Here is a 19,030-nt window from a genome sequence, read left to right as displayed (position 1 = left end):
TCCGCGTTTTCGCTTAACTTTCAACCATGTCAGAAACCCAGTCTCCGCCGGACAATGCCGAGCTCCCGGACCCGTGGCGCCTGCGCGTCGTGGCCCTGGTGATCGTTCTGCTGGCCGGGGTGACGCTCTATGGGACGAACATCTGGCTCACCGACCGTTTCACCGAGACCACGCGCAATCGGGCCGAGCTTCGGCTGGCGCTCTACTCGGGGAACGTGATCAGCGAGTTGCAGCGGAACTCGGTGGTGCCGCTGCTGCTCGCGCAGGATCCTGCGCTGATCAACGCGCTGAACTCCGGTGATTTTTCCCAGAGCTCGCAGCGCCTGATCTCCTTCCGCGATGAAATCGGCGCCGCCTCTCTGCTGCTGCTGGATCGGGACGGGCGGGCGGTGGCCGCGACCGACCGCAACAAGATCGGCAGCCAGCACCGGCAGGAGACCTTCTTTGTCGAGGCGCTGCGTGCCAATGATACGATCTTTTCGGTGTTCAACCATGAAAGCGGGGCCAAGCGCTTCACCTATGCGCGCAAGATCACCTCGGAACGCCAGGTGATCGGCGTCATCGCGGTCGAGGTCGATCTTCACAAGTTCGAGACCAGCTGGGCCGGGATCGCAGACGCGGTTCTTGTGACCGACAGCGAGGGAACCATCATCCTGGCCACCGAGCCGCGCTGGCGTGGGCGCACCATCGAGGAGGCGCTGGCCCAGACCTCTCCGCCCTCGGCGATCGCGCGCGCCCTGCACGCCACCACCGACTGGTCGCTGACCATGCCAGATGCCTACATCCTCGGCGAGGCCGTGCTGCGCTCCGACGGGCGCATCCCGTTCCAGGGCTGGCGGATCAGCAGCTTCACCACCTACAGCTCGATCCGCGAGCGGGTGAATGGCGTGCTGGCGCTCGAGATCATGGGCTTCGCGCTGCTGCTCGCGGCCGCGTTCTACTTCATGAGCCGCAAGGCGCAGTCCCGCTCGATCCTGTTTCAGCGGGAATCCGCCGAGCTGCGGCAGCTGAACCAGCGGCTGCAGCGCGAGATCGCGGATCGGGAGCGGGCGGAGAAAAGCCTCGAAGTTGCCGAGCAGACGCTTGCGCAAAGTTCCAAGCTCGCAGCACTCGGCGAGATGTCGGCGGCAGTGAGCCACGAGCTGAACCAGCCGCTCGCCGCGATGAAGACCTATCTCGCCGGGGCTCGGCTGCTGCTGCAGCGCCGGCGGCCGGAGGAGGCGCTAAGCTCGTTCCAGCGGATCGACGACCTGATCGGCCGGATGGGCGCGATCACGCGGCAGCTCAAATCCTATGCCCGCAAGGGCGCAGAGGCCTTCGAGCCGCTCGACGTGCGCGAGGCGGTGTCCTCGGCGCTGACCATGATGGAGCCGCAGCTCAAGACCCGGCACGTGGCGATCATCCGCACGATGCCGGCCGAGCCGGTGATGGTGCTGGCCGACCGTTTGCGGCTGGAGCAGGTCTTCATCAACCTGTTCCGAAACGCCCTCGACGCCACCAAGCAATCGCCCGAGCCCACGATCGAGTTGACGCTCTGGGCGGGCGAGACGGCGACGCTGAGCGTGCGCGACAACGGGCATGGAATTGCCGACCTCGATTCCCTGTTCGAGCCATTTTACACCACGAAGCAGCCGGGCGACGGCGTAGGCCTCGGGCTTGCTATTTCCTCGGGGATCGTGAACGACTTCGGCGGTCGCCTGACGGCGCGCAATGCACCGGGCGGCGGCGCAGTCTTCGAAGTGCGGTTGCCGATTTACCGCAGGACGCCAAGCGGCGTGCGCGCTGCAGAATGAGTGAGAGTGACTTTCTCCGGGAGGTGAGTCGATGGCCAAGGCAATGAAGATCGCGATTGTCGATGACGAGCAGGACATGCGGCAGTCGATCAGCCAGTGGCTGGCGCTGAGCGGGTTCGACACAGAGAGCTTCGCCACGGCAGAGGACGCGCTGAAGCGGATCGGGCCGGATTATCCCGGCGTGGTCGTCTCCGACGTACGCATGCCGGGGATGGACGGAATCGCCTTCCTGAAGCGGCTGATGAGCCAGGACAGTGCGATGCCGGTGATCATCATCACCGGTCACGGCGACGTGCCGATGGCGGTGGAGGCGATGCAGCTCGGCGCCTTCGATTTCCTCGAGAAGCCCTTCAACCCCGACAAGATGACCGAGCTCGCTAAGCGCGCGACACAGAAGCGCCGGCTGGCGCTCGACGCACGGGCGCTGCGGCGCGACCTGTCGGGCGGCACCCAGATCATGGACAAGCTGATCGGCGCCAGCCCGGCGATGGAGCGGCTGCGCGAGGATATTCTCGATCTCGGCCAGGCCGACGGCCACGTGCTGATCGACGGCGAGACCGGCACCGGCAAGACGCTGGCTGCCCATGCGCTGCATGCCGTCGGCTCCCGGGCTTCCAAGCCCTTTGTCCTGCTGCAATGCGGCGCATTCCCGGACGAAGTCGCGGGGCGCGAACTGTTCGAGGGCGAGCCGGATGCCGGTGTCCTGCCACTTGTAGAGCAGGCCCGTGGTGGCACGCTCTGCCTCGAGGATATCGAGGCGCTCAGTCCCGCCGTGCAGGCCCGGCTGCTGACCTTCATCAACGACCAGGGCACGCCAGCCGAGACCCGCATCGTCGCGGTGTCGAACCTTCAGGAGCAGGGCAAGACCTGCGAGGACATGCTGCGGCCCGACCTGTTCTACCGGCTGGCCGCGATGCGGATCACGCTGCCGCCGCTGCGCCAGCGTGGCGAGGACATCCTGCAGCTCTTCACCCGGTTCACCGAGCAATTTGCCGAGGAATACGGCTGCGACGCGCCGCAGGTTGGCGCGCAGGAAGCGGCACAGCTTCTCCAGGCGCCGTGGCCCGGCAACGTGCGCCAGCTCATCAACGTGGCCGAGCGGGCGGTGCTGCAGTCGCGGCGCGGCTCGGGCACCATCGCCTCGCTGCTGATGGCCGAGAGCGAGACGGTGGAGCCGGTGATGACAACCGAAGGCAAGCCGCTCAAGGAATACGTGGAAGCCTTCGAGCGGATGCTGATCGACAACACGATGCGCCGCCACAAGGGCTCGATCGTGGCGGTGATGGACGAGCTCTGCCTGCCGCGCCGGACGCTCAACGAGAAGATGGCGAAGTACGGGTTGCAGAGGTCCGACTACCTGTGAGCCGACCGAGGCCGGGTGCGGGCGCCGCGCTGCTCTTCGACATGGACGGGCTGCTGCTCGACACCGAACGCCCGGTCTTCGAGGTTTTCGTGGAGGAGGCGCGCGCCCTTGGTCTGGAAGACGCGGAGTCCTTCGGCCTGTCGATGGTGGGCCTGAGTTCGTCGATCTGCCAGAGGCTTCTGCGCGACTACCTGCCCGCGGAGATCGGGCTGGAGCGCTTCCGGGAAAGCTGGGATGCCGGCGTCCGCGCGCGGCTTGCCGGGGGGATTCCGCTCAAGCCGGGCGTCGCGGAGGTGCTGGAGCGATTGACCGGGGCAGGTTGGTCGATGGTGGTCGTCACCTCCACCCGGACCGTCACGGCCCGCAGCCACCTGGGCGAGGCGGGGCTGCTCGACCATTTCCTCGATGTGGTCGGCGGCGACGCGGTGCCGGCCAACAAGCCGGACCCGGCACCGTATCTGATCGGCGCGGAACGGGCGGGCGCGCACAGCCGCGACTGCCTTGCCTTTGAGGACAGCGACGCCGGTGTTGCCTCGGCGCTCGCGGCCGGCTGCGAGGTGCACCAGATCCCCGACATCCGTCCGCCCGACCGCCCGGTTCCACAGCGCGGGCAGGCGGTGCACCGGACCCTGTCCGACGCCGTCGCCGCCGCCGGCCTGCTCGTGTAGCCCCGGTCCCGCGAAAATGCTGCGAATGCACTGTCCGGCGGTCGCTCCGACCGTCGCCCGCGCACTTTGCGATTGTATTCATCCACAATCTGTCGATAAGGTCTGTATACCGGTCTCTCCGAGCGCATTTGTCGCGTCTCGCGGACCTAGAAATTTCACTGTACCCGAAATTTGCCAGCCATCTGCTGGCAGTCGGGGACAGGGTAAACCGGTCATAACAGGCCATATGCTCGCGGCGCAGCCCGGGCGAAATCCTGAATTGATGCCGCGCGCTCGACCGCGACGACATCGGAGACAAGAACCGCGATGGAACGCGCGAGGCGACACAACAGAGCAGGCAGGACGCGTCAAGCGGCCCGTGCCGCTGTTGCAATGCCCGCCTTTCCCGCCTCAAACATACGCCCCGATCCCCTTCCCGCGCCTGACCGGACGTGGACGCCACCGGGGTGCGAAAGTCATACATGGCAAAGAAGATGCTCATCGACGCCACCCACGCGGAAGAGACCCGCGTTGTTGTGGTCGACGGAAACAAGGTTGACGAGTTCGATTTCGAATCCGTCAACAAGCGCCAGCTCGCTGGCAATATCTACCTCGCAAAAGTCACCCGCGTAGAGCCCTCGCTCCAGGCGGCCTTTGTCGATTACGGCGGAAACCGCCACGGCTTCCTGGCCTTCTCGGAGATCCACCCGGATTACTACCAGATCCCGGTTGCGGACCGGCAGGCCCTGCTGGCCGAGGAACGCGCCTATGCGGAGGCCGAGGAAGAAGAAGAAGCCGAGGAGAGCAAGAAGAGCAGCCGCTCGCGCTCCCGCCGGCGGTCCTCGCGCTCCCGCGACAAGGACAAGGAAAAGTCGACCGAGGCCACAACCGAGACGCGTCCCAGCGTCGAGGGAATGGACGTCGTCGAGTTCGACGATGCCGAGAACGAGGCCGAGGATTCCGATCCGCTTCAGCTGATCGAGGACGAGGCGCCGCGGCCGAAGCAGACGCGGAAGAAAGCCAAAGCCGAGGCGTCGAAGCCCGAGGCCGACGAAGCTGAACAGGCGGAAGCCGACGAGGCGACGGAAGTTGCCGAGGACGCCGCTCAGGCCGAGAGCGCGGAGGCTGGCGCCACGGCGGAAACTGAATCTGCGCCCGCAGAGGAAGCGGTCGTTACGGCGGAAGCCGAGACAGAGGCCGAGTCTGAGGTCGCCGAGAACGAGGTCGCTTCGGCCGAGGACGCCGAGTCGGACGAGCCCGAAACGCCGCGCAGCGGCACCATCGCCGCCAGGATCGAGGACGACGAGGATGACGTCGTGACTTCGGGCGAGGTCGATGCCGACGGCGAAGCCGCCGTCGAGCCGGAAACCGCCGAAGCCGAGGAGGCACCGGCAGCCGAAGACGAAGGCACCGAGACCGCCGAATCGCCGGCCGAGCCTGAAGTGTTGGCGGAAGAGGAAGCCCCTGAGGCGGCGGAAGCCCCCGCCGAGCCGGAAGCAGCAGCCGAGGCCGATGCGCCTGCCGCCGATGCCGAGCCGGAAGAGGCCGCTGTGGAGAACGCCGAAGCCGACGAGCAGGCTGAGGACGAAGACGAGGACGACGAGGCCCAGGAGGGCCCCGATCCGAAGGCCGAGATCGAATCCGTCGCCGAAGAGGACGTCCAGGAAGAGATCCGCCGTCCGCGCAAGCCGCGGATGCGCCGCTACAAGATCCAGGAAGTCATCAAGGTCCGGCAGATCATGCTGGTGCAGGTGGTCAAGGAAGAGCGCGGCAACAAGGGCGCCGCGCTGACGACCTATCTCAGCCTTGCCGGCCGATACTGCGTGCTGATGCCCAACACCGCCCGTGGCGGTGGCATCTCCCGCAAGATCACCAACGCGGCGGACCGCAAGAAGCTCAAGGAGATCGCCGGCGAGATCGAGGTGCCCGAAGGCGCCGGCCTGATCATCCGCACGGCGGGGGCCAAGCGCACCAAGGCGGAGATCAAGCGCGACTACGAATATCTCAAGCGGCTCTGGGAGCAGATCCGCGAACTCACCCTCAAGTCGATCGCGCCCGCACCGATCTACGAGGAAGGCAACCTGATCAAGCGCTCGATCCGCGACCTCTACAATCGTGACATCGACGAGGTTTTCGTCGAGGGAGAACACGGCTACCGCGTGGCCAAGGACTTCATGAAGATGATCATGCCGTCCCACGCCAAGAACGTGAAGCAGTACACCGACACCATGCCGCTCTTTGCCCGCTACCAGGTGGAGAGCTACCTCGCGGCGATGTTCAATCCGACGGTCCAGCTCAAGTCCGGCGGTTATATCGTCATTGGCGTCACCGAGGCGCTGGTGGCGATCGACGTCAACTCCGGCCGGGCCACCAAGGAAGGCTCGATCGAGGAGACGGCGCTCAAGACCAACCTGGAAGCCGCCGAGGAGGTGGCCCGCCAACTCCGCTTGCGCGACTTGGCCGGTCTGATCGTGATCGACTTCATCGACATGGAAGAGCGCAAGAACAACGCCGCCGTCGAGAAGCGCTTCAAGGACAAGCTCAAGACCGACCGCGCGCGGATCCAGGTCGGCCGCATCTCGGGCTTCGGCCTGCTGGAGATGTCCCGCCAGCGCCTGCGCCCCGGCATGCTGGAAGCGACCACGCAGCCGTGCCCGCATTGCCACGGCACCGGCCTGCTGCGCTCGTCCGACAGCATCGGTCTGCAGATACTGCGTCAGCTGGAAGAGGAAGGCGGCCGTCGCCGGTCGCGCGAGGTGCTGGTCAAGGTGCCGCCCTCGATCTGCAACTTCCTGATCAACCAGAAGCGCGAGCACATCGCCCATATCGAGACCCAGTACGGCATGGCGGTGCGGATCGAATCCGATCCCGCGCTGATACCGCCGGATTTCTCCATCGAGAAGTTCAAGACCGCGACTCGCTGGGTGCCGGAAGTCTCCGCGCCCGTGATCTCGATCGACACCTCCGACATGCCGGAGATCGACGAGGACGCCGAGGACGCGGTCGAGATCCAGGAGGAGGACACCCCGGAGGCTCCGGAGGCGACGTCCGAGGACGGAGGCACCAAGAAGAAGCGCCGCCGTCGTCGTCGCCGCAAGGGGGCCCCTTCGGGCCAGGAAAATGGCGACGGTCAGGGGTCCGAAGCCGAGAACGCGCAGCAGGAAGCCGGGTCTGCGGATACCGGCGAAGAGAGCTCCGAGAACGAGACTCAATCCTCCGAAGCCTCTACCGAGGATGGAGATGAGCAGCAGAAGTCATCCCGTCCGCGCCGCCGCCGTCGGTCGCGCTCGCGGTCCAAGTCGTCCGACGAAACGACCGAGGCCACGACGGACGAGGCTGGCACCGAAGCCATGGCTTCGGAAGAGATCTCAGCTCCGATCAAGCAAACGGAAGCCGGGGGAATTGAAACGGCTGATCCTGTCGCGGAGGAAGCCGCCGAAGCGCCCGCCGCCTTCGAAGAGGCGCAGGCCGAACCCGAATCCGCGCCGGAGCCTGCGCTGGTTGAGGAAGGCCAGCCGGAGCCCGTGGCGGAGATCGCCGAGGAAACGTCTGCCGAGTCTCCGGAACCGGCGCCCGAGCCCGTCGCGCAGGCCGAAGTGACCGAGGCCGCTCCTGCCGAGCCGGAGCCCGAGATGGCCGAGGCGCTCGTCGAGGAAACCCCGCAAGCGGTGGAGGAGGATGCATCCAAGCCCAAGCGTCGCGGCTGGTGGTCTGTCGGTCGCTGAGCGGAAGGGAAATGGACAAGGAACGGGTGGCCCTCATTGGCCGCCCGTTCCCGTTTCGGCCTCAGCCCTTCTTCTTCAGGGTGAAAACCTGGTGATCGCCGGCATCGGCATGTTCCAGCAGCAGATGCCCGGATTCCGCGCAGAAATGCGGCATGTCGATCAGCGCTGCCGGATCATCGGTCAGCACCCGCAAGCATTCGCCTGCAGCCAGCGCGCCAAGCGCTTTGCGGGCGCGCAGCACCGGAAGCGGGCAGAGCAGCCCGCGTGCGTCAAGTGTCGTCAGCTCATCCATAGCCGAGGATGTATGCCGCCCGCAACGCGTCGTCCACAGCCCAGCAGCGCCGCAACCACGGCAATGTGACGCGACGCCCCCGTGACGCGCTCGAAGCCGCTTGATAGGTGGGAAAAAAAGGAGCTCCAATGCCCGGACTGGACATCATCGACGCCGGCCTGATGCCGGCCATGGCCATCGCCCTCGTCGCGGGGCTGATCAGCTTCCTCAGCCCCTGCGTGCTGCCCATCGTGCCGCCATACCTGGCCTACATGGGCGGAGTGTCGATGACCGACATGTCTTCCGGAGGTTCCGGTCGCGGCCGGGTGATCCTAACGGCGCTGTTCTTCGTGCTCGGGCTGTCGACCGTCTTTCTCTTTCTGGGCTTCACCGCTTCGGCCTTTGGCGCGTTCTTCCTGCAGAACCAGGGCGTATTCAACGCGCTCGCAGGGCTTCTTGTTATGGTTTTCGGGATGCATTTCCTTGGCGTCTTCCGCATTCCCTTTCTCGAGCGGGAGGCGCGGCTGGACGCCGGCGACCGCGGCGGCACGGCCTTTGGCGCCTATGTGCTCGGGCTCGCCTTCGCCTTCGGCTGGACCCCCTGCATCGGCCCGCAACTCGGCGCGATCCTGTCGCTGGCCGCGTCCGAGGCCGACATGGCGCGCGGCACACTGCTGCTGGCCGTCTACGCTATCGGTCTCGGTGTGCCTTTCCTGCTGGTCGCCGCCTTCTTTCCCAGCCTCGGCGGCGTGATGGCCTGGATGAAGCGCCACATGGATCGCATCGAACGGATCATGGGCCTGCTGCTCTGGACGATCGGCCTGCTGATGCTCACCGGCGGCTTCTCGCAATTCTCCTACTGGCTGCTCGAAACCTTCCCCAGCCTCGCCCTACTGGGCTGACCGCCCTCTCTTCTTGGCAGAAGTACCCCGGGGTCTGGGGCGGAGCCCCAGCCACCGCCGTTGGTCCGGCACTTCTCAAATGAAAACGCCCCGGCCGGTAGACCCGGCCGGGGCGTTCGTCCTTGCGGTGCTTCGCGCGCCTCTTACGAGGCCTTCGCGAGGTTGCGCAGCACGTAGTGCAGCACGCCGCCGTTCTCGATATATTCGATCTCGACCGCGGTATCGATCCGGCACTTCAGCGTGATCTCGAGGACTTCGCCATTGGCGCGGGTGATGGTGCAGGGCACCTCCTGCAGCGGCTTGATCGTGTCGAGGCCGGAGATCGAGACCGTCTCGTCGCCGGTGAGGCCCAGAGACTTGCGGGTGTCGCCGCCGGTGAACTCGAACGGAATCACGCCCATGCCGACGAGGTTGGAGCGGTGGATGCGCTCGAAGCTCTCCGCGATGACCGCCTTGACGCCCAGCAGCGCGGTGCCCTTGGCCGCCCAGTCACGGGAAGAGCCGGCGCCGTACTGCTCGCCACCAAAGATCACCAGCGGGGTTCCGGCTTCCTGGTAGGCCATCGAGGCGTCGTAGATCGAGGTCTGCGCGCCGTCCGGGCCCTTGGTATAGCCGCCCTCGACGCCGTCCAGCATCTCGTTCTTGATGCGGATGTTGGCAAAGGTACCGCGCATCATCACTTCGTGGTTGCCGCGACGCGACCCGTAGGAGTTGAACTCCCGCACCGGAACCTGCCGGTCGATCAGGTACTTACCGGCCGGCGTCGTATCCTTGAAGGATCCGGCGGGCGAGATGTGGTCGGTTGTGATCATGTCGCCGAGCAGCGCCAGAACCTTGGCGCCCTCGATGTTGCTGATCACGCCCGGCTCCATGCCCATGCCCTGGAAATAGGGCGGGTTCTGGATGTAGGTCGAGGTCGATGGCCAGTCGTAGGTCTCCGCGTCGGTGATCTCCACGCCCTGCCACTTCTCGTCGCCCTTGAACACATCGGCATACTTCTTGAGGAAGGCTTCGCGGGTGACGGTCTGGTGCACCAGGTCGGTGATCTCCTTGTTGGTTGGCCAGATGTCCTTGAGATAGACGTCGTTGCCGTCCTTGTCCTGGCCCAGAGGCTCGGAGGTGATGTCAATGTTCATGTCACCGGCCAGCGCATAGGCCACCACGAGCGGCGGCGACGCGAGGTAGTTGGCGCGGACATCGGGGCTGATCCGGCCCTCGAAGTTCCGGTTGCCCGAGAGCACCGAGGTGGCGATCAGATCGTTCTCGTTGATCGCCTTGGAGATCTCCGGCTGCAGCGGGCCGGAGTTGCCGATGCAGGTGGTGCAGCCGTAACCCACGAGGTTGAAGCCGATGGCGTCGAGGTCCTCCTGCAGGCCGGCGGCCTCCAGGTACTCGGTCACCACCTGGGAGCCGGGCGCTAGCGAGGTCTTGACCCAGGGCTTGCGGTTGAGCCCGAGCGCGCGCGCCTTGCGCGCCACCAGGCCGGCCCCGATCAGCACGTAGGGGTTCGACGTGTTGGTGCAGGAGGTGATCGAGGCGATCACCACGGAGCCGTCGCGCAGCTCGTAGGACTCGCCCTCGACCGTCGCGGTCTTGTGCAGGTTCACCGGCTTGGTCGCCGCCGGGCCCTCGGCCGCCATGTCCTTGGCGCCGTTGGAGATGTCGATGCCGCGGTATTCGGCCACGACCTTTTCGAAGGCGGAAGAGGCGGTGGTCAGCGGCAGGTAATCCTGCGGGCGCTTCGGACCGGAGATCGCCGGAACGATGGTGCCCATGTCGAGCTCCAGCGTGTCGGTGTAGACCGGCGCATAATCCGCGCCGCGCCAGAAGCCGTTCTCCTTGGCATAGGCCTCGACCAGCGCGATGCGGTCCTCGTCCCGGCCGGTCTGGCGCAGGTAACGGAGCGTCTCGTTGTCGATCGGGAAGAAGCCGCAGGTCGCGCCGTATTCCGGGGCCATGTTGGCGATCGTCGCACGGTCGGCCAGCGGCAGGTTGTCGAGGCCGGGACCATAGAATTCCACGAACTTTCCGACCACGCCCTTCTTGCGGAGCATCTCGACGACCTTCAGCACGAGGTCGGTGCCGGTGGTGCCTTCGACCATCTCACCGGTCAGCTTGAAGCCCACGACCTCGGGGATCAGCATGGAGATCGGCTGGCCGAGCATCGCGGCCTCGGCTTCGATGCCGCCCACGCCCCAGCCGAGGACGGCCATGCCATTGACCATGGTGGTGTGGCTGTCGGTGCCGACGAGCGTGTCGGGGTAGGCGACTTCCTTGCCGTCCTGGTCGGTGTCGGTCCAGACGGTCTGGGCCAGGTATTCCAGGTTCACCTGGTGGCAGATGCCGGTTCCCGGCGGCACCACGCGGAAGTTGTTGAACGCGTTCTGGCCCCATTTGAGGAAGGTATAGCGCTCCATGTTCCGCTCGTACTCGCGGTCCACGTTCATCTGGAAGGCGCGCGGGTTGCCGAACTCGTCGATCATCACCGAGTGGTCGATCACGAGGTCGACCGGGTTCAGCGGGTTGATCTGCTGGGCGTCGCCGCCGAGGCCCTTTATGCCGTCACGCATGGCTGCGAGGTCGACCACGGCGGGAACGCCGGTGAAGTCCTGCATCAGCACGCGGGCCGGGCGATAGGCGATCTCGCGTGGGTTCTTGCCACCCAATTCGCCCCATTCGGCGAAGGCCTTGATGTCGTCGACGGAGACGGTGAAACCGGCGTCCTCGAAGCGGAGCATGTTCTCCAGAACCACCTTCAGCGCGGCGGGCAACTTGGAGAAATCGCCAAGCCCGGCAGCCTGCGCGGCGGGGATGGAGTAATAGGAATAGGTCTTGCCACCGACGGTCAGATCCTTGCGGGTCTTGGCGGTGTCCGTTCCGACTTTGATAGGCATGAGATGGCCTCCCTTTCGTGTCCAGGGGTTCGCTGACCGTGCATGTGCCTGAGGAATCCTGCGCAATCAAGCGAAGATCGGGGGGTGCGGCAATTTTTTGTATACCATTGCACACCAAGCCGGAGATCCGAGGTCCTGTACGGCTTCGGACAGGCCCTCCTGCGGCCATTTCGGCCCCTGCCGGAGACGCATGGGGATTGCCCGCGCGCTCCGCATGGGAGACAACACGGGCCGTAGAGACCCGGCAGCCGCGCGCGGCGGGGCACCGGGGAGGGGAGGCATTGCCATGACAGACAGCAGCAACACCGGCGGCGAGTTGGACAGCATCGAATCGACGCTCAGGGAGTTGACCACGCAATTGCGCAAGGTCGATGCCAAGGTCGACCGGCTGCTCGGCCTTTACGATGCCCTGGGCAGCATCGCCGCGGGCGTGCCGCCGCGCATGGTCTCGGCCCTGCACGCAATGACGCCGGCCGAGCATGTGGCGCTGCAGATGGTGCTCGACAACCGCTCGAACCACGAGATCGCCGTCTGCCTCGAAGTCGATGAGGCCGAGGTCAAGGACTGGGTCGACTCGATGCTGCGCAAGCTCGAGGTCGGCCAGAGGCGCGACCTGCGCCAGCTTATGACCCCGGTGCTGGCCAAGATCCCGGCCGCGGAATACGAGAAGGCGAGCGGCGGCATCCCCAAGGACTGGAACGACAAATACGGCGTCGGCGGCATTCCCGACCCGTTCCGCCGCATTTACCGGCCGGAGTGACCTCAGGCACACGAAGCTCTGACGCAGTTCCCACAGAGTCTTGATTGGTTGTTGCAAGTGGCCGGGGGTATGACATTTTCCTGTAGGGGAAATGAAAGACTCCGTATGAAACTCTTTGCTCTGGCCGCTGGTCTGGCGGCGGGCCTTCCGATTGTCTGCCTGTCCGGGCCTGCACGAGCCGACGAAAACCGTGTGGTGATCGAGCTGTTCACCTCGCAGGGGTGCTCCTCGTGTCCGCCGGCGGATGAATTGCTGGAGCGTCTGGCCGAGAGGGACGATGTGCTGCCGCTTGCGTTGCATGTCGACTACTGGGACTACATCGGCTGGGCCGACAGTTTCGCGCGCCCGGAGCACACGCGGCGGCAGAAGGCCTATGCGAAGATCGCGGGCAGCCGGTCGATTTATACCCCTCAGATGATCATCGGCGGTGTCGAACAGATCGTCGGCACGCGGCCGATGGAAGTGGCCGATGCCGTCATGCGCCACGTTCAGCAGGAGCCGGCGATCGACCTCGACGTGGAGCGCGACGGGGATACTGTGCGGATCATGTCCGATACCCCTGTAACCGCCAAGGGCCCGCTTCTGGTTCAGCTCGTGCGGTACATGCCCCATCAGGTGGTCGAGATCGGCCGCGGCGAGAACGCTGGCCGCACCCTGACCTACACCAACATCGTCACCGAATGGTCGATCCTGGCGGAATGGACCGGCTCCGAGCCACTGGACCTGAGCGCCGAGGTGCCGGGCCCGGATGCCGTGGCGGTGATCGTCCAGAAGGCCGGAAACGGGCGAATCCTCGCGGCGGCCGATCTGCGCTGAGCTCAGTCGGATTTGCGCCGTGGCAGGGCGGCCGGGTGAAGTCCGGGCACCATCCCCTTTCCGCGGTTCCATTTTCTCTTCCAGCGGCGGTGGATCCAGAACCATTGCCCGGGATCCTGCTCGATTCGCGCTTCGAGGGAACGGTTGAAGGCTTCCGTCATGGTCCGGGCGTCGGACGGCGGGATTTTGGGCTCTATCTCGACGCGGAAGCTCAGCCCGTCGGGGTTGCGAATTCCGTAGAACGGGATCAGCGCGGCATCGAGTTTCAGGGCGAGCTCCGCCGCGGAAAGTCCGGTCATCGCCGGCTTGCCAAGGAAATTCATCTCCTCGCCGCTGCCGACATAGAGATCGTTCAGGATCATCGCCGCACCGCCGCCCTTGAGGTGACGCAGCATCCGGGCCATGCCCTGACGGCCTTGCGGGAACAGCGGCCCGCTGCCGAGCCCTTCGACCGAGTCGACGTAATGGCGGTTCATGTAGGGGTTGGCCATCGGTCGGTAGAGGCCGCCGAGCGGCAGTCCGCTCGCGATCAGGCTCAAGCGCGCGGCTTCGTAGTTCCCGTAGTGCCCAGTCAGCAAGACGATGGGGCGACCGTCCTGACGCGCCTGGCGCAACGCGTCGGCCCCCGGACCGGTGGGCACGACCTTGGACATGCGCTCTGCCAGTTCGGCCATGGAGTAATGCTCGATCAGCGCCCGGCCGAAATTGTCGCCAGCCTGCGCGGCGATTTCGCGCCGACGGTCCAGGTCCATGTCCGGCCAGACATAGTCGAGATTTTCCAGCATTCGGCGGTAAAACGGGGTGAAACGCCCGGCGGCGCGGCGCGCGAAGGCGCCGAAGACGGGCACCCGCCTTTCGTAAGGCAGGCGTCGTGCAGTCCAGACGGCCGCACGCAGTGCACGGTCCTGCAGCCACTCGCCAGTGGTGCCGGTGTCCGGCGCATCGGTGGTTGAACTTGTCTGCATCACGGCCCTCGCGCCGCGAACAGATAGGCGGACGGGGCGGGCTTCACAAGAGAGGCCGGCTGCTTGCCGCCCACTGGCGGGGGCTGTGTGCCCCCCGGAGCCACGGAACCGGTGCGAGCGCGCACGTTGCCTCCGCCCGCGACAGGGCGGGCCGTCTGCACAGAGCGCCGGCCTGGCCTCCAGGAATCTCGGCAGAGGGTTTTGGCCGTACGGGTTTGTTTCGCCGTGGGGCGGAGCTTTCCAGGTGTCCGGCAGACGCAGCCTACTGATGAGGATCTTTCATTACCCGCAGGGGACGCCCGGCGCCTGACCAGGGTGGATCACGCGCGGCGCCTGCCGAACTGGGGGCGAAGCCGGAGCCGCGACAAACGCGGTGGATCAGCCGTCCTCCGCCACCAGTAGCAACTCGCCGGCCTCCACCATACGACGAATTTCGCCGACCAGGGTGTTCATCGCTTCCTCTCCGTCCTCGGCGCGGACTGTTCCCGCTTCGGCAATCTCCTCCCGGATGGCGTCGGCCATCCGCTTAGACATGTTCTCGAGCAGGAAGTCGCGGGCTTTTGCCATTTCCTCGGTGGTCGCGGCATGGGCCAATGCTACGACAAGAACCGGCTGTTCGATGGAGCGTACGATCCGGGGAATGTCGCGAGGTGTGATCCGGGCGGGGACGTTGGCGAAGGTGAAGATCGCCTTGCGAACCTCGGCAGCGAAGGCAGCATCGGTCTCGTCCAGCCCTTCGAGCACCTCGTCGCGGGTGGCGGCGCGGCTGTAATTCAGGATCGCGCCCACACGTTGCACCGGTCCGGCTTCGAAGGCGCTGATCGGCTCCGCGTCGAGTTGCGCGGCGAGCGACAGGCCGATGCGGCGGACGGTGGCGGGCTGGACCTTGCCAGTGCGGGAGATCGCGTAGGAGAGCGCCCGGGCCCGGTCCCCAGGCAATTGCCCGAGCAATTGCGCCGCCTGACTGACCTCCAGCTTCGAGAGCAGCACGGCGCCGACCTCGGTGCTTTCTTCCTCCAGAACCTTTACGAGACGTTCCTGCGCGAGGCCAGCAATGCGTTCCCACGGATCGCCGCGAGCGGCGACACCGGCCTCCCGCCGGAGGCGCGCGGCGGTCGCGGCGCTGATATGCCCGTCGAGCAGGCCGAGTGCGCCCTCGATCCCCCCGGGAAAGGTCAGGCCGATGGACTCCATCTCGGCCACGAATTCGGAGACGACGCCGGCCAGCGTGTCCCGGTCGATCGACCGAAGCTCGCCGAACTGGGTTGTGAGATCCGCCTGAATCTCCTCCGGCAGGTCCCCGAGCGGTGGCGGGGCCCCTTCCGACAGCAGCAGCCGGACGATCACCGCGGCCTTTTGCCTGCGGGAGAGCCGCATCCGCGGTGCGGGAGGGGGCGCCATCGCGGCAGGGCGCGCCTCAGCGGGCAGTTTCGCCGGGGCCTTGGCGCCGATGGCCGGGAGCATCGCCGGGATCGGGGCGGGAATCGGGGGAGGGACGGTACCCAAAGAGAGAAGGCTCCTGAACGCTGACGGTTCGGAGCCTAGGCACATCCGCTTAAGGCGCGGTTACCGGCGGATCACCCGGAGACGCGCCGCCTCCGGGAAAGCCGGCATCGATGGGTCAGCTTGTCGTCTGCTTGACGCAGCTTCCGGTCGTCGAGTCGAGCACCGAGCCTTCGGGGCAGGTCGTGGCGCTTTTATTGCTATGGTCCCAGCTGCATTCGGCCACTGCCACGGCGGGCAGGGCGGCAAGGGCGAGGGCGGCCAGTGTCGTCTTCAGTCGCATGGTGTGTCTCCTGTTCGTGCGTGACGTTAGGGTAGCACGAATGTTCGTTTCGGCAAATCCGCCGTGTGAGCGACCGGAGCTGCGGTGTTGGCATCGAGCAGGGCCTGCAATTCCGGTTTGCAGGAACCGCAGTTGCTGCCCGCTTGCAGGGCAGTCCCGATCTGCTCGACGCTGCGCAGCCCCTGATCGCGGATCGCCGCGAGAATCGTGTTCACGCCGACGTCGAAACAGGCGCAGACGGTGGCGCCAGGGTCCGGACGTTCGGCGCCCGGCCGGCCCGAGAGGATCTCGGCTGTCGCGATCTGTCCGAGTTCACCGGCGAGGAAACTGCGTGAGACGCCCACCGGGCCGGAATCGGCGAAGAGCGCGGCGACAAGGCGGCCGTTCTGCAGGAAGGCGATGCGCGCCGCGCCGCGCGCCGGGTCGATCATGCTGACGGCTTCGATCCCGGGTGACTTCAATCCGAACAGGCGACGCGCCTCGGACTCCCAGCTTTCGGGTAGGCTCCGTGCGGCAAGCTCCGTGCGCCAGCCGCCACGGATGCGGGCCTGGGCCCAATAGGCGGTCTCGGGGATGATACGGGTGAGAGAGACGGCAAATCCGTGCCAGGCGGGCGCCATCGGGCGGATCGCGACAACGCTGGCCTTGCTCTCGGGCTGGCCGGACACCGGGTCGGTCTGGGGCGCGACCAACGCGTCGATCCTGCCCGAGGGTGCGGTCTCCCCGGTCCAATGCATCGGGGCGAAGACCTCGCCCGGGCGCACGCGGTCGGTGATCAGGACCCTGAGCAGCGCCGTGCCATGCCGGCTGGTGACCACTGCCACGGAGGCCGGCGCGAGGCCCAGGCGGGCGGCGTCCTCGGGGTGGACCTCAAGGAATGGCTCCCCGATATGCTGGCTCAGGCGCGGCGACTTCCCGGTTCGGGTCATCGTGTGCCAATGGTCCCGCACCCGCCCGGTGTTGAGCACGAAGGGGAACTCGGCATCCGGCCGCGATTGCGGCGGACGGTGGCTGACCGGCAGCATTCGCGCTCGCCGGTCGCCGGTGAAGAAGCCGCCCTCGGCAAAGAAGCGTTCCCCACTGCGGTTGGCGGTGCAGGGCCAGTGGAAAGGCTCCAGCCGCTCGTATTCGGCATCGGTCAGGCTCGCTTTGGCCGAGATGTCGAAGTCCCGACCCAGTTGACCGGCAATCCCCGAGAGGGCTGCGTACTCGCGAAAAATCTCGGCCGGGCTGGCGTAGTCGAAGGCCTGCGCCCAGCCCATGCGGACGGCGACATCCGACAGAATCCGCCAGTCGTGCCGGGCCTGCCCGGGGGCCGGCAGAAGCCCGCGCTGGCGGCTGATGCACCGCTCGGAATTGGTGACGGTGCCGTCCTTCTCGGCCCAGCCGGTGGCGGGCAGGAGCACGTGGGCAAGCCGGGCCGTGTCCGTCTGGCCGGTGATGTCGGAGACCACGGTGAACGCGCAGCCGGCGATGGCGTCCCGGACGGCGTCGGCATCGGGCATCGAGACGGCCGGGTTGGTGCAGATGATCCAGAGCGCCTTGATCCGGCCGTCGGCCACGGCGCGGAACATGTCCACCGCCTTCAGGCCGGGCGCTTCGGGCATCGCCGGGGCGCCCCAGAAGGCCCGCACGGCGGCGCGATGCTCGGGGTTCTCGATGTCCAGGTGGCAGGCGAGCATGTTGGCCAGACCGCCAACCTCGCGCCCGCCCATCGCGTTGGGCTGGCCGGTGACCGAGAACGGCCCCATGCCGGGCCGGCCGATGCGGCCCGTCGCCAGGTGGCAGTTGAGGATGGCGTTGACCTTGTCGGTGCCGGCGGAGGACTGGTTCACACCCTGAGAATAGATCGTCACCACCCTCTCGGTGCCGGACCAGAGGGCGAGGAACTCGGCGATCTCCTCTGGCGACAGGCCGCTGAGCGCGGGGTCGGTATCGCGGGCGGCCTCCAGCGCGGCTTTGAACCCACCGACATGGGCCGCGACGTAGCTGTCGTTGACGGCCCCCGTGTCGGCGAGATGGGCGAGCAGGGCGTTCCACAGCGCCACGTCGCCGGCGGGGGCGATGGCGAGGTGCAGATCCGCGATGTCGGAGGTCGCGGTGCGGCGCGGGTCGATGTTGACGATCCGCAGCGCGGGGTTCGCCTTGCGCGCGGCTGCGATGCGCTGGAACAGGACCGGGTGGCACCAGGCGAGGTTCGAGCCCACGAGGACAATCAGCTCGGCCTCTTCGAGATCCTCATAGAGCCCGGGCACGGTGTCGGTGCCGAAGGCGCGGCGGTGGCCGGCCACGGAAGAGGCCATGCAGAGCCGCGAGTTGGTGTCGATATTGGCCGAGCCGATGAACCCCTTCATCAGCTTGTTGGCGACGTAGTAATCCTCGGTCAGCAGTTGGCCGGAGACGTAGAAGGCGACGCTGTCCGGGCCGTGCTGGTCGATTGCCTCGCGGAACCGGTCGGCGACGAGATCGAGCGCCTCGTTCCAGCCCGCCTCGCGGCCGTCAATGCGCGGTGCGAGCAGGCGGTTCTCGAGATCGGTGGTCTCGGCCAGCGCAGACCCCTTGGAGCAGAGCCGGCCGCGGTTGGCCGGATGGTCGCTGTCGCCCGCGACCGTGAGGCCGCCATCACCGGTCGGAGTGGCCCGGATCCCGCAGCCCACCCCGCAATAGGGGCAGGTGGTGCGCACGGCGGTGCGTGCGACCGCTGGGTCCGTCCGGGAGGGGGCGGCCGAGCCGTCCATCAGGCGGCGCTCCGCTCGGCGAGGCGGGTGGCGTCGAGCAGGATGCGCCCGGCCTCGACCCGTGCGGGAAAGGTCGGCACCTGGCCCTGGTCGGCGCCCTGGGCGAGTCCGGTCTCGAGGCTGAAGACCCAGTTGTGCAGCGGGCAGGTCACGCTCTGGCCGTGCACGATGCCTTCGGAGAGCGGGCCGCCCTTGTGCGGGCAGCGGTCTTCCAGCGCGAAGACCTCGTCGCTGCCGGTGCGGAAGACCGCCACGCAGCCGAGCGCCGTGCGCACCACGCGGGCGCCGCGGGCAGGGATGTCTTCGAGGGCGCCGATGTCGATCCAGTTGGTCATGGGGCGATTCCTTGGTGGAGGGCGGGGAGGGGGCG

General features: G+C 66.7%; 14 protein-coding genes. 7 read left to right on the top strand and 7 right to left on the bottom strand.

Annotation, left to right across the window (positions count from 1 at the left end; translation table 11 throughout):
• Positions 1-26 precede the first annotated feature (26 nt).
• From ACFQ2S_RS17180 to ACFQ2S_RS17165, 4 genes are all read left to right on the top strand, one after another.
• Positions 27-1,793 (top strand): sensor histidine kinase, encoded by a 1,767-nt coding sequence (locus ACFQ2S_RS17180; protein WP_386076324.1) that lies wholly within the window; start codon positions 27-29, stop codon positions 1,791-1,793.
• A gap of 31 nt (positions 1,794-1,824) precedes the next feature.
• Positions 1,825-3,156, top strand: coding sequence for a sigma-54-dependent transcriptional regulator (locus ACFQ2S_RS17175; RefSeq protein WP_386076323.1), 1,332 nt, complete (start codon positions 1,825-1,827; stop codon positions 3,154-3,156).
• A complete protein-coding gene (locus tag ACFQ2S_RS17170) occupies positions 3,153-3,824 on the top strand; it encodes an HAD family hydrolase (protein ID WP_386076321.1) in 672 nt (223 codons plus the stop codon). Before ACFQ2S_RS17175 ends, ACFQ2S_RS17170 begins: the two co-directional genes overlap by 4 nt.
• A 461-nt stretch (positions 3,825-4,285) precedes the next feature.
• Positions 4,286-7,528: an Rne/Rng family ribonuclease gene (locus ACFQ2S_RS17165; RefSeq protein ID WP_386076319.1), complete on the top strand. Its 3,243-nt coding sequence runs from the start codon at positions 4,286-4,288 to the stop codon at positions 7,526-7,528.
• A 61-nt stretch (positions 7,529-7,589) separates the two neighbouring features.
• Here the strand turns inward: ACFQ2S_RS17165 and ACFQ2S_RS17160 are convergent, their stop codons facing one another.
• Entirely contained in the window at positions 7,590-7,820 is a 231-nt protein-coding gene (locus ACFQ2S_RS17160; RefSeq protein ID WP_386076318.1) for a sulfurtransferase TusA family protein, read from the bottom strand.
• A 128-nt stretch (positions 7,821-7,948) separates the two neighbouring features.
• On the opposite strand from ACFQ2S_RS17160, the gene ACFQ2S_RS17155 reads away from it, so the two are divergent.
• Entirely contained in the window at positions 7,949-8,701 is a 753-nt protein-coding gene (locus ACFQ2S_RS17155; RefSeq protein ID WP_386076316.1) for a cytochrome c biogenesis CcdA family protein, read from the top strand.
• A gap of 143 nt (positions 8,702-8,844) precedes the next feature.
• On the opposite strand, the gene acnA is transcribed toward ACFQ2S_RS17155, so the two are convergent.
• The gene (gene acnA / locus ACFQ2S_RS17150; RefSeq protein WP_386076314.1) at positions 8,845-11,595 is read right to left on the bottom strand and encodes an aconitate hydratase AcnA; all 2,751 of its coding nucleotides are present in this window, start codon (positions 11,593-11,595) and stop codon (positions 8,845-8,847) included.
• A gap of 286 nt (positions 11,596-11,881) precedes the next feature.
• On the opposite strand from acnA, the gene ACFQ2S_RS17145 reads away from it, so the two are divergent.
• Together ACFQ2S_RS17145 and ACFQ2S_RS17140 are read left to right on the top strand one after the other, a co-directional pair.
• A complete protein-coding gene (locus tag ACFQ2S_RS17145) occupies positions 11,882-12,355 on the top strand; it encodes a LuxR C-terminal-related transcriptional regulator (RefSeq protein WP_386076313.1) in 474 nt (157 codons plus the stop codon).
• A 105-nt stretch (positions 12,356-12,460) separates the two neighbouring features.
• On the top strand, positions 12,461-13,171 hold the full coding sequence (locus ACFQ2S_RS17140) for a DUF1223 domain-containing protein (protein ID WP_386076312.1): 711 nt from the start codon (positions 12,461-12,463) through the stop codon (positions 13,169-13,171).
• 2 nt (positions 13,172-13,173) lie between these two features.
• Here the strand turns inward: ACFQ2S_RS17140 and ACFQ2S_RS17135 are convergent, their stop codons facing one another.
• From ACFQ2S_RS17135 to nirD, 5 genes are all read right to left on the bottom strand, one after another.
• Positions 13,174-14,136 carry a lysophospholipid acyltransferase family protein gene (locus ACFQ2S_RS17135; RefSeq protein WP_386076311.1) on the bottom strand — a complete coding sequence of 321 codons (963 nt, stop codon included), beginning with the start codon at positions 14,134-14,136 and terminating at the stop codon, positions 13,174-13,176.
• A gap of 378 nt (positions 14,137-14,514) precedes the next feature.
• Complete coding sequence (locus tag ACFQ2S_RS17130; RefSeq protein WP_386076310.1) at positions 14,515-15,600, bottom strand: flagellar motor switch protein FliG; 1,086 nt, start codon at positions 15,598-15,600, stop codon at positions 14,515-14,517.
• 157 nt (positions 15,601-15,757) lie between these two features.
• A complete protein-coding gene (locus tag ACFQ2S_RS17125; RefSeq protein ID WP_176442902.1) occupies positions 15,758-15,922 on the bottom strand; it encodes a hypothetical protein in 165 nt (54 codons plus the stop codon).
• A 26-nt stretch (positions 15,923-15,948) separates the two neighbouring features.
• Positions 15,949-18,660: a molybdopterin-dependent oxidoreductase gene (locus ACFQ2S_RS17120; RefSeq protein WP_386076307.1), complete on the bottom strand. Its 2,712-nt coding sequence runs from the start codon at positions 18,658-18,660 to the stop codon at positions 15,949-15,951.
• Positions 18,660-18,995 (bottom strand): nitrite reductase small subunit NirD, encoded by a 336-nt coding sequence (gene nirD, locus ACFQ2S_RS17115; protein WP_089234068.1) that lies wholly within the window; start codon positions 18,993-18,995, stop codon positions 18,660-18,662. The genes ACFQ2S_RS17120 and nirD overlap by 1 nt, the downstream gene beginning before the upstream one ends.
• Positions 18,996-19,030 lie beyond the last annotated feature (35 nt).

Source organism: Tropicimonas aquimaris, assembly GCF_042676185.1.
Taxonomy (GTDB): Bacteria; Pseudomonadota; Alphaproteobacteria; order Rhodobacterales; family Rhodobacteraceae; genus Tropicimonas; species Tropicimonas aquimaris.
This window is presented reverse-complemented; position numbering and strand designations above follow the sequence as displayed.

Coding starts and splice junctions, on each gene's coding strand:
- ACFQ2S_RS17145 (WP_386076313.1), top strand. CDS start 11,882: ATGACAGACAGCAGCAACACCGGCGGCGAGTTGGACAGCATCGAATCG.
- ACFQ2S_RS17160 (WP_386076318.1), bottom strand. CDS start 7,820: ATGGATGAGCTGACGACACTTGACGCACGCGGGCTGCTCTGCCCGCTT.
- nirD (WP_089234068.1), bottom strand. CDS start 18,995: ATGACCAACTGGATCGACATCGGCGCCCTCGAAGACATCCCTGCCCGC.
- ACFQ2S_RS17175 (WP_386076323.1), top strand. CDS start 1,825: ATGGCCAAGGCAATGAAGATCGCGATTGTCGATGACGAGCAGGACATG.
- ACFQ2S_RS17130 (WP_386076310.1), bottom strand. CDS start 15,600: ATGCTCCCGGCCATCGGCGCCAAGGCCCCGGCGAAACTGCCCGCTGAG.
- ACFQ2S_RS17135 (WP_386076311.1), bottom strand. CDS start 14,136: ATGCAGACAAGTTCAACCACCGATGCGCCGGACACCGGCACCACTGGC.
- ACFQ2S_RS17165 (WP_386076319.1), top strand. CDS start 4,286: ATGGCAAAGAAGATGCTCATCGACGCCACCCACGCGGAAGAGACCCGC.
- ACFQ2S_RS17120 (WP_386076307.1), bottom strand. CDS start 18,660: ATGGACGGCTCGGCCGCCCCCTCCCGGACGGACCCAGCGGTCGCACGC.
- ACFQ2S_RS17180 (WP_386076324.1), top strand. CDS start 27: ATGTCAGAAACCCAGTCTCCGCCGGACAATGCCGAGCTCCCGGACCCG.
- ACFQ2S_RS17155 (WP_386076316.1), top strand. CDS start 7,949: ATGCCCGGACTGGACATCATCGACGCCGGCCTGATGCCGGCCATGGCC.
- acnA (WP_386076314.1), bottom strand. CDS start 11,595: ATGCCTATCAAAGTCGGAACGGACACCGCCAAGACCCGCAAGGATCTG.
- ACFQ2S_RS17125 (WP_176442902.1), bottom strand. CDS start 15,922: ATGCGACTGAAGACGACACTGGCCGCCCTCGCCCTTGCCGCCCTGCCC.
- ACFQ2S_RS17140 (WP_386076312.1), top strand. CDS start 12,461: ATGAAACTCTTTGCTCTGGCCGCTGGTCTGGCGGCGGGCCTTCCGATT.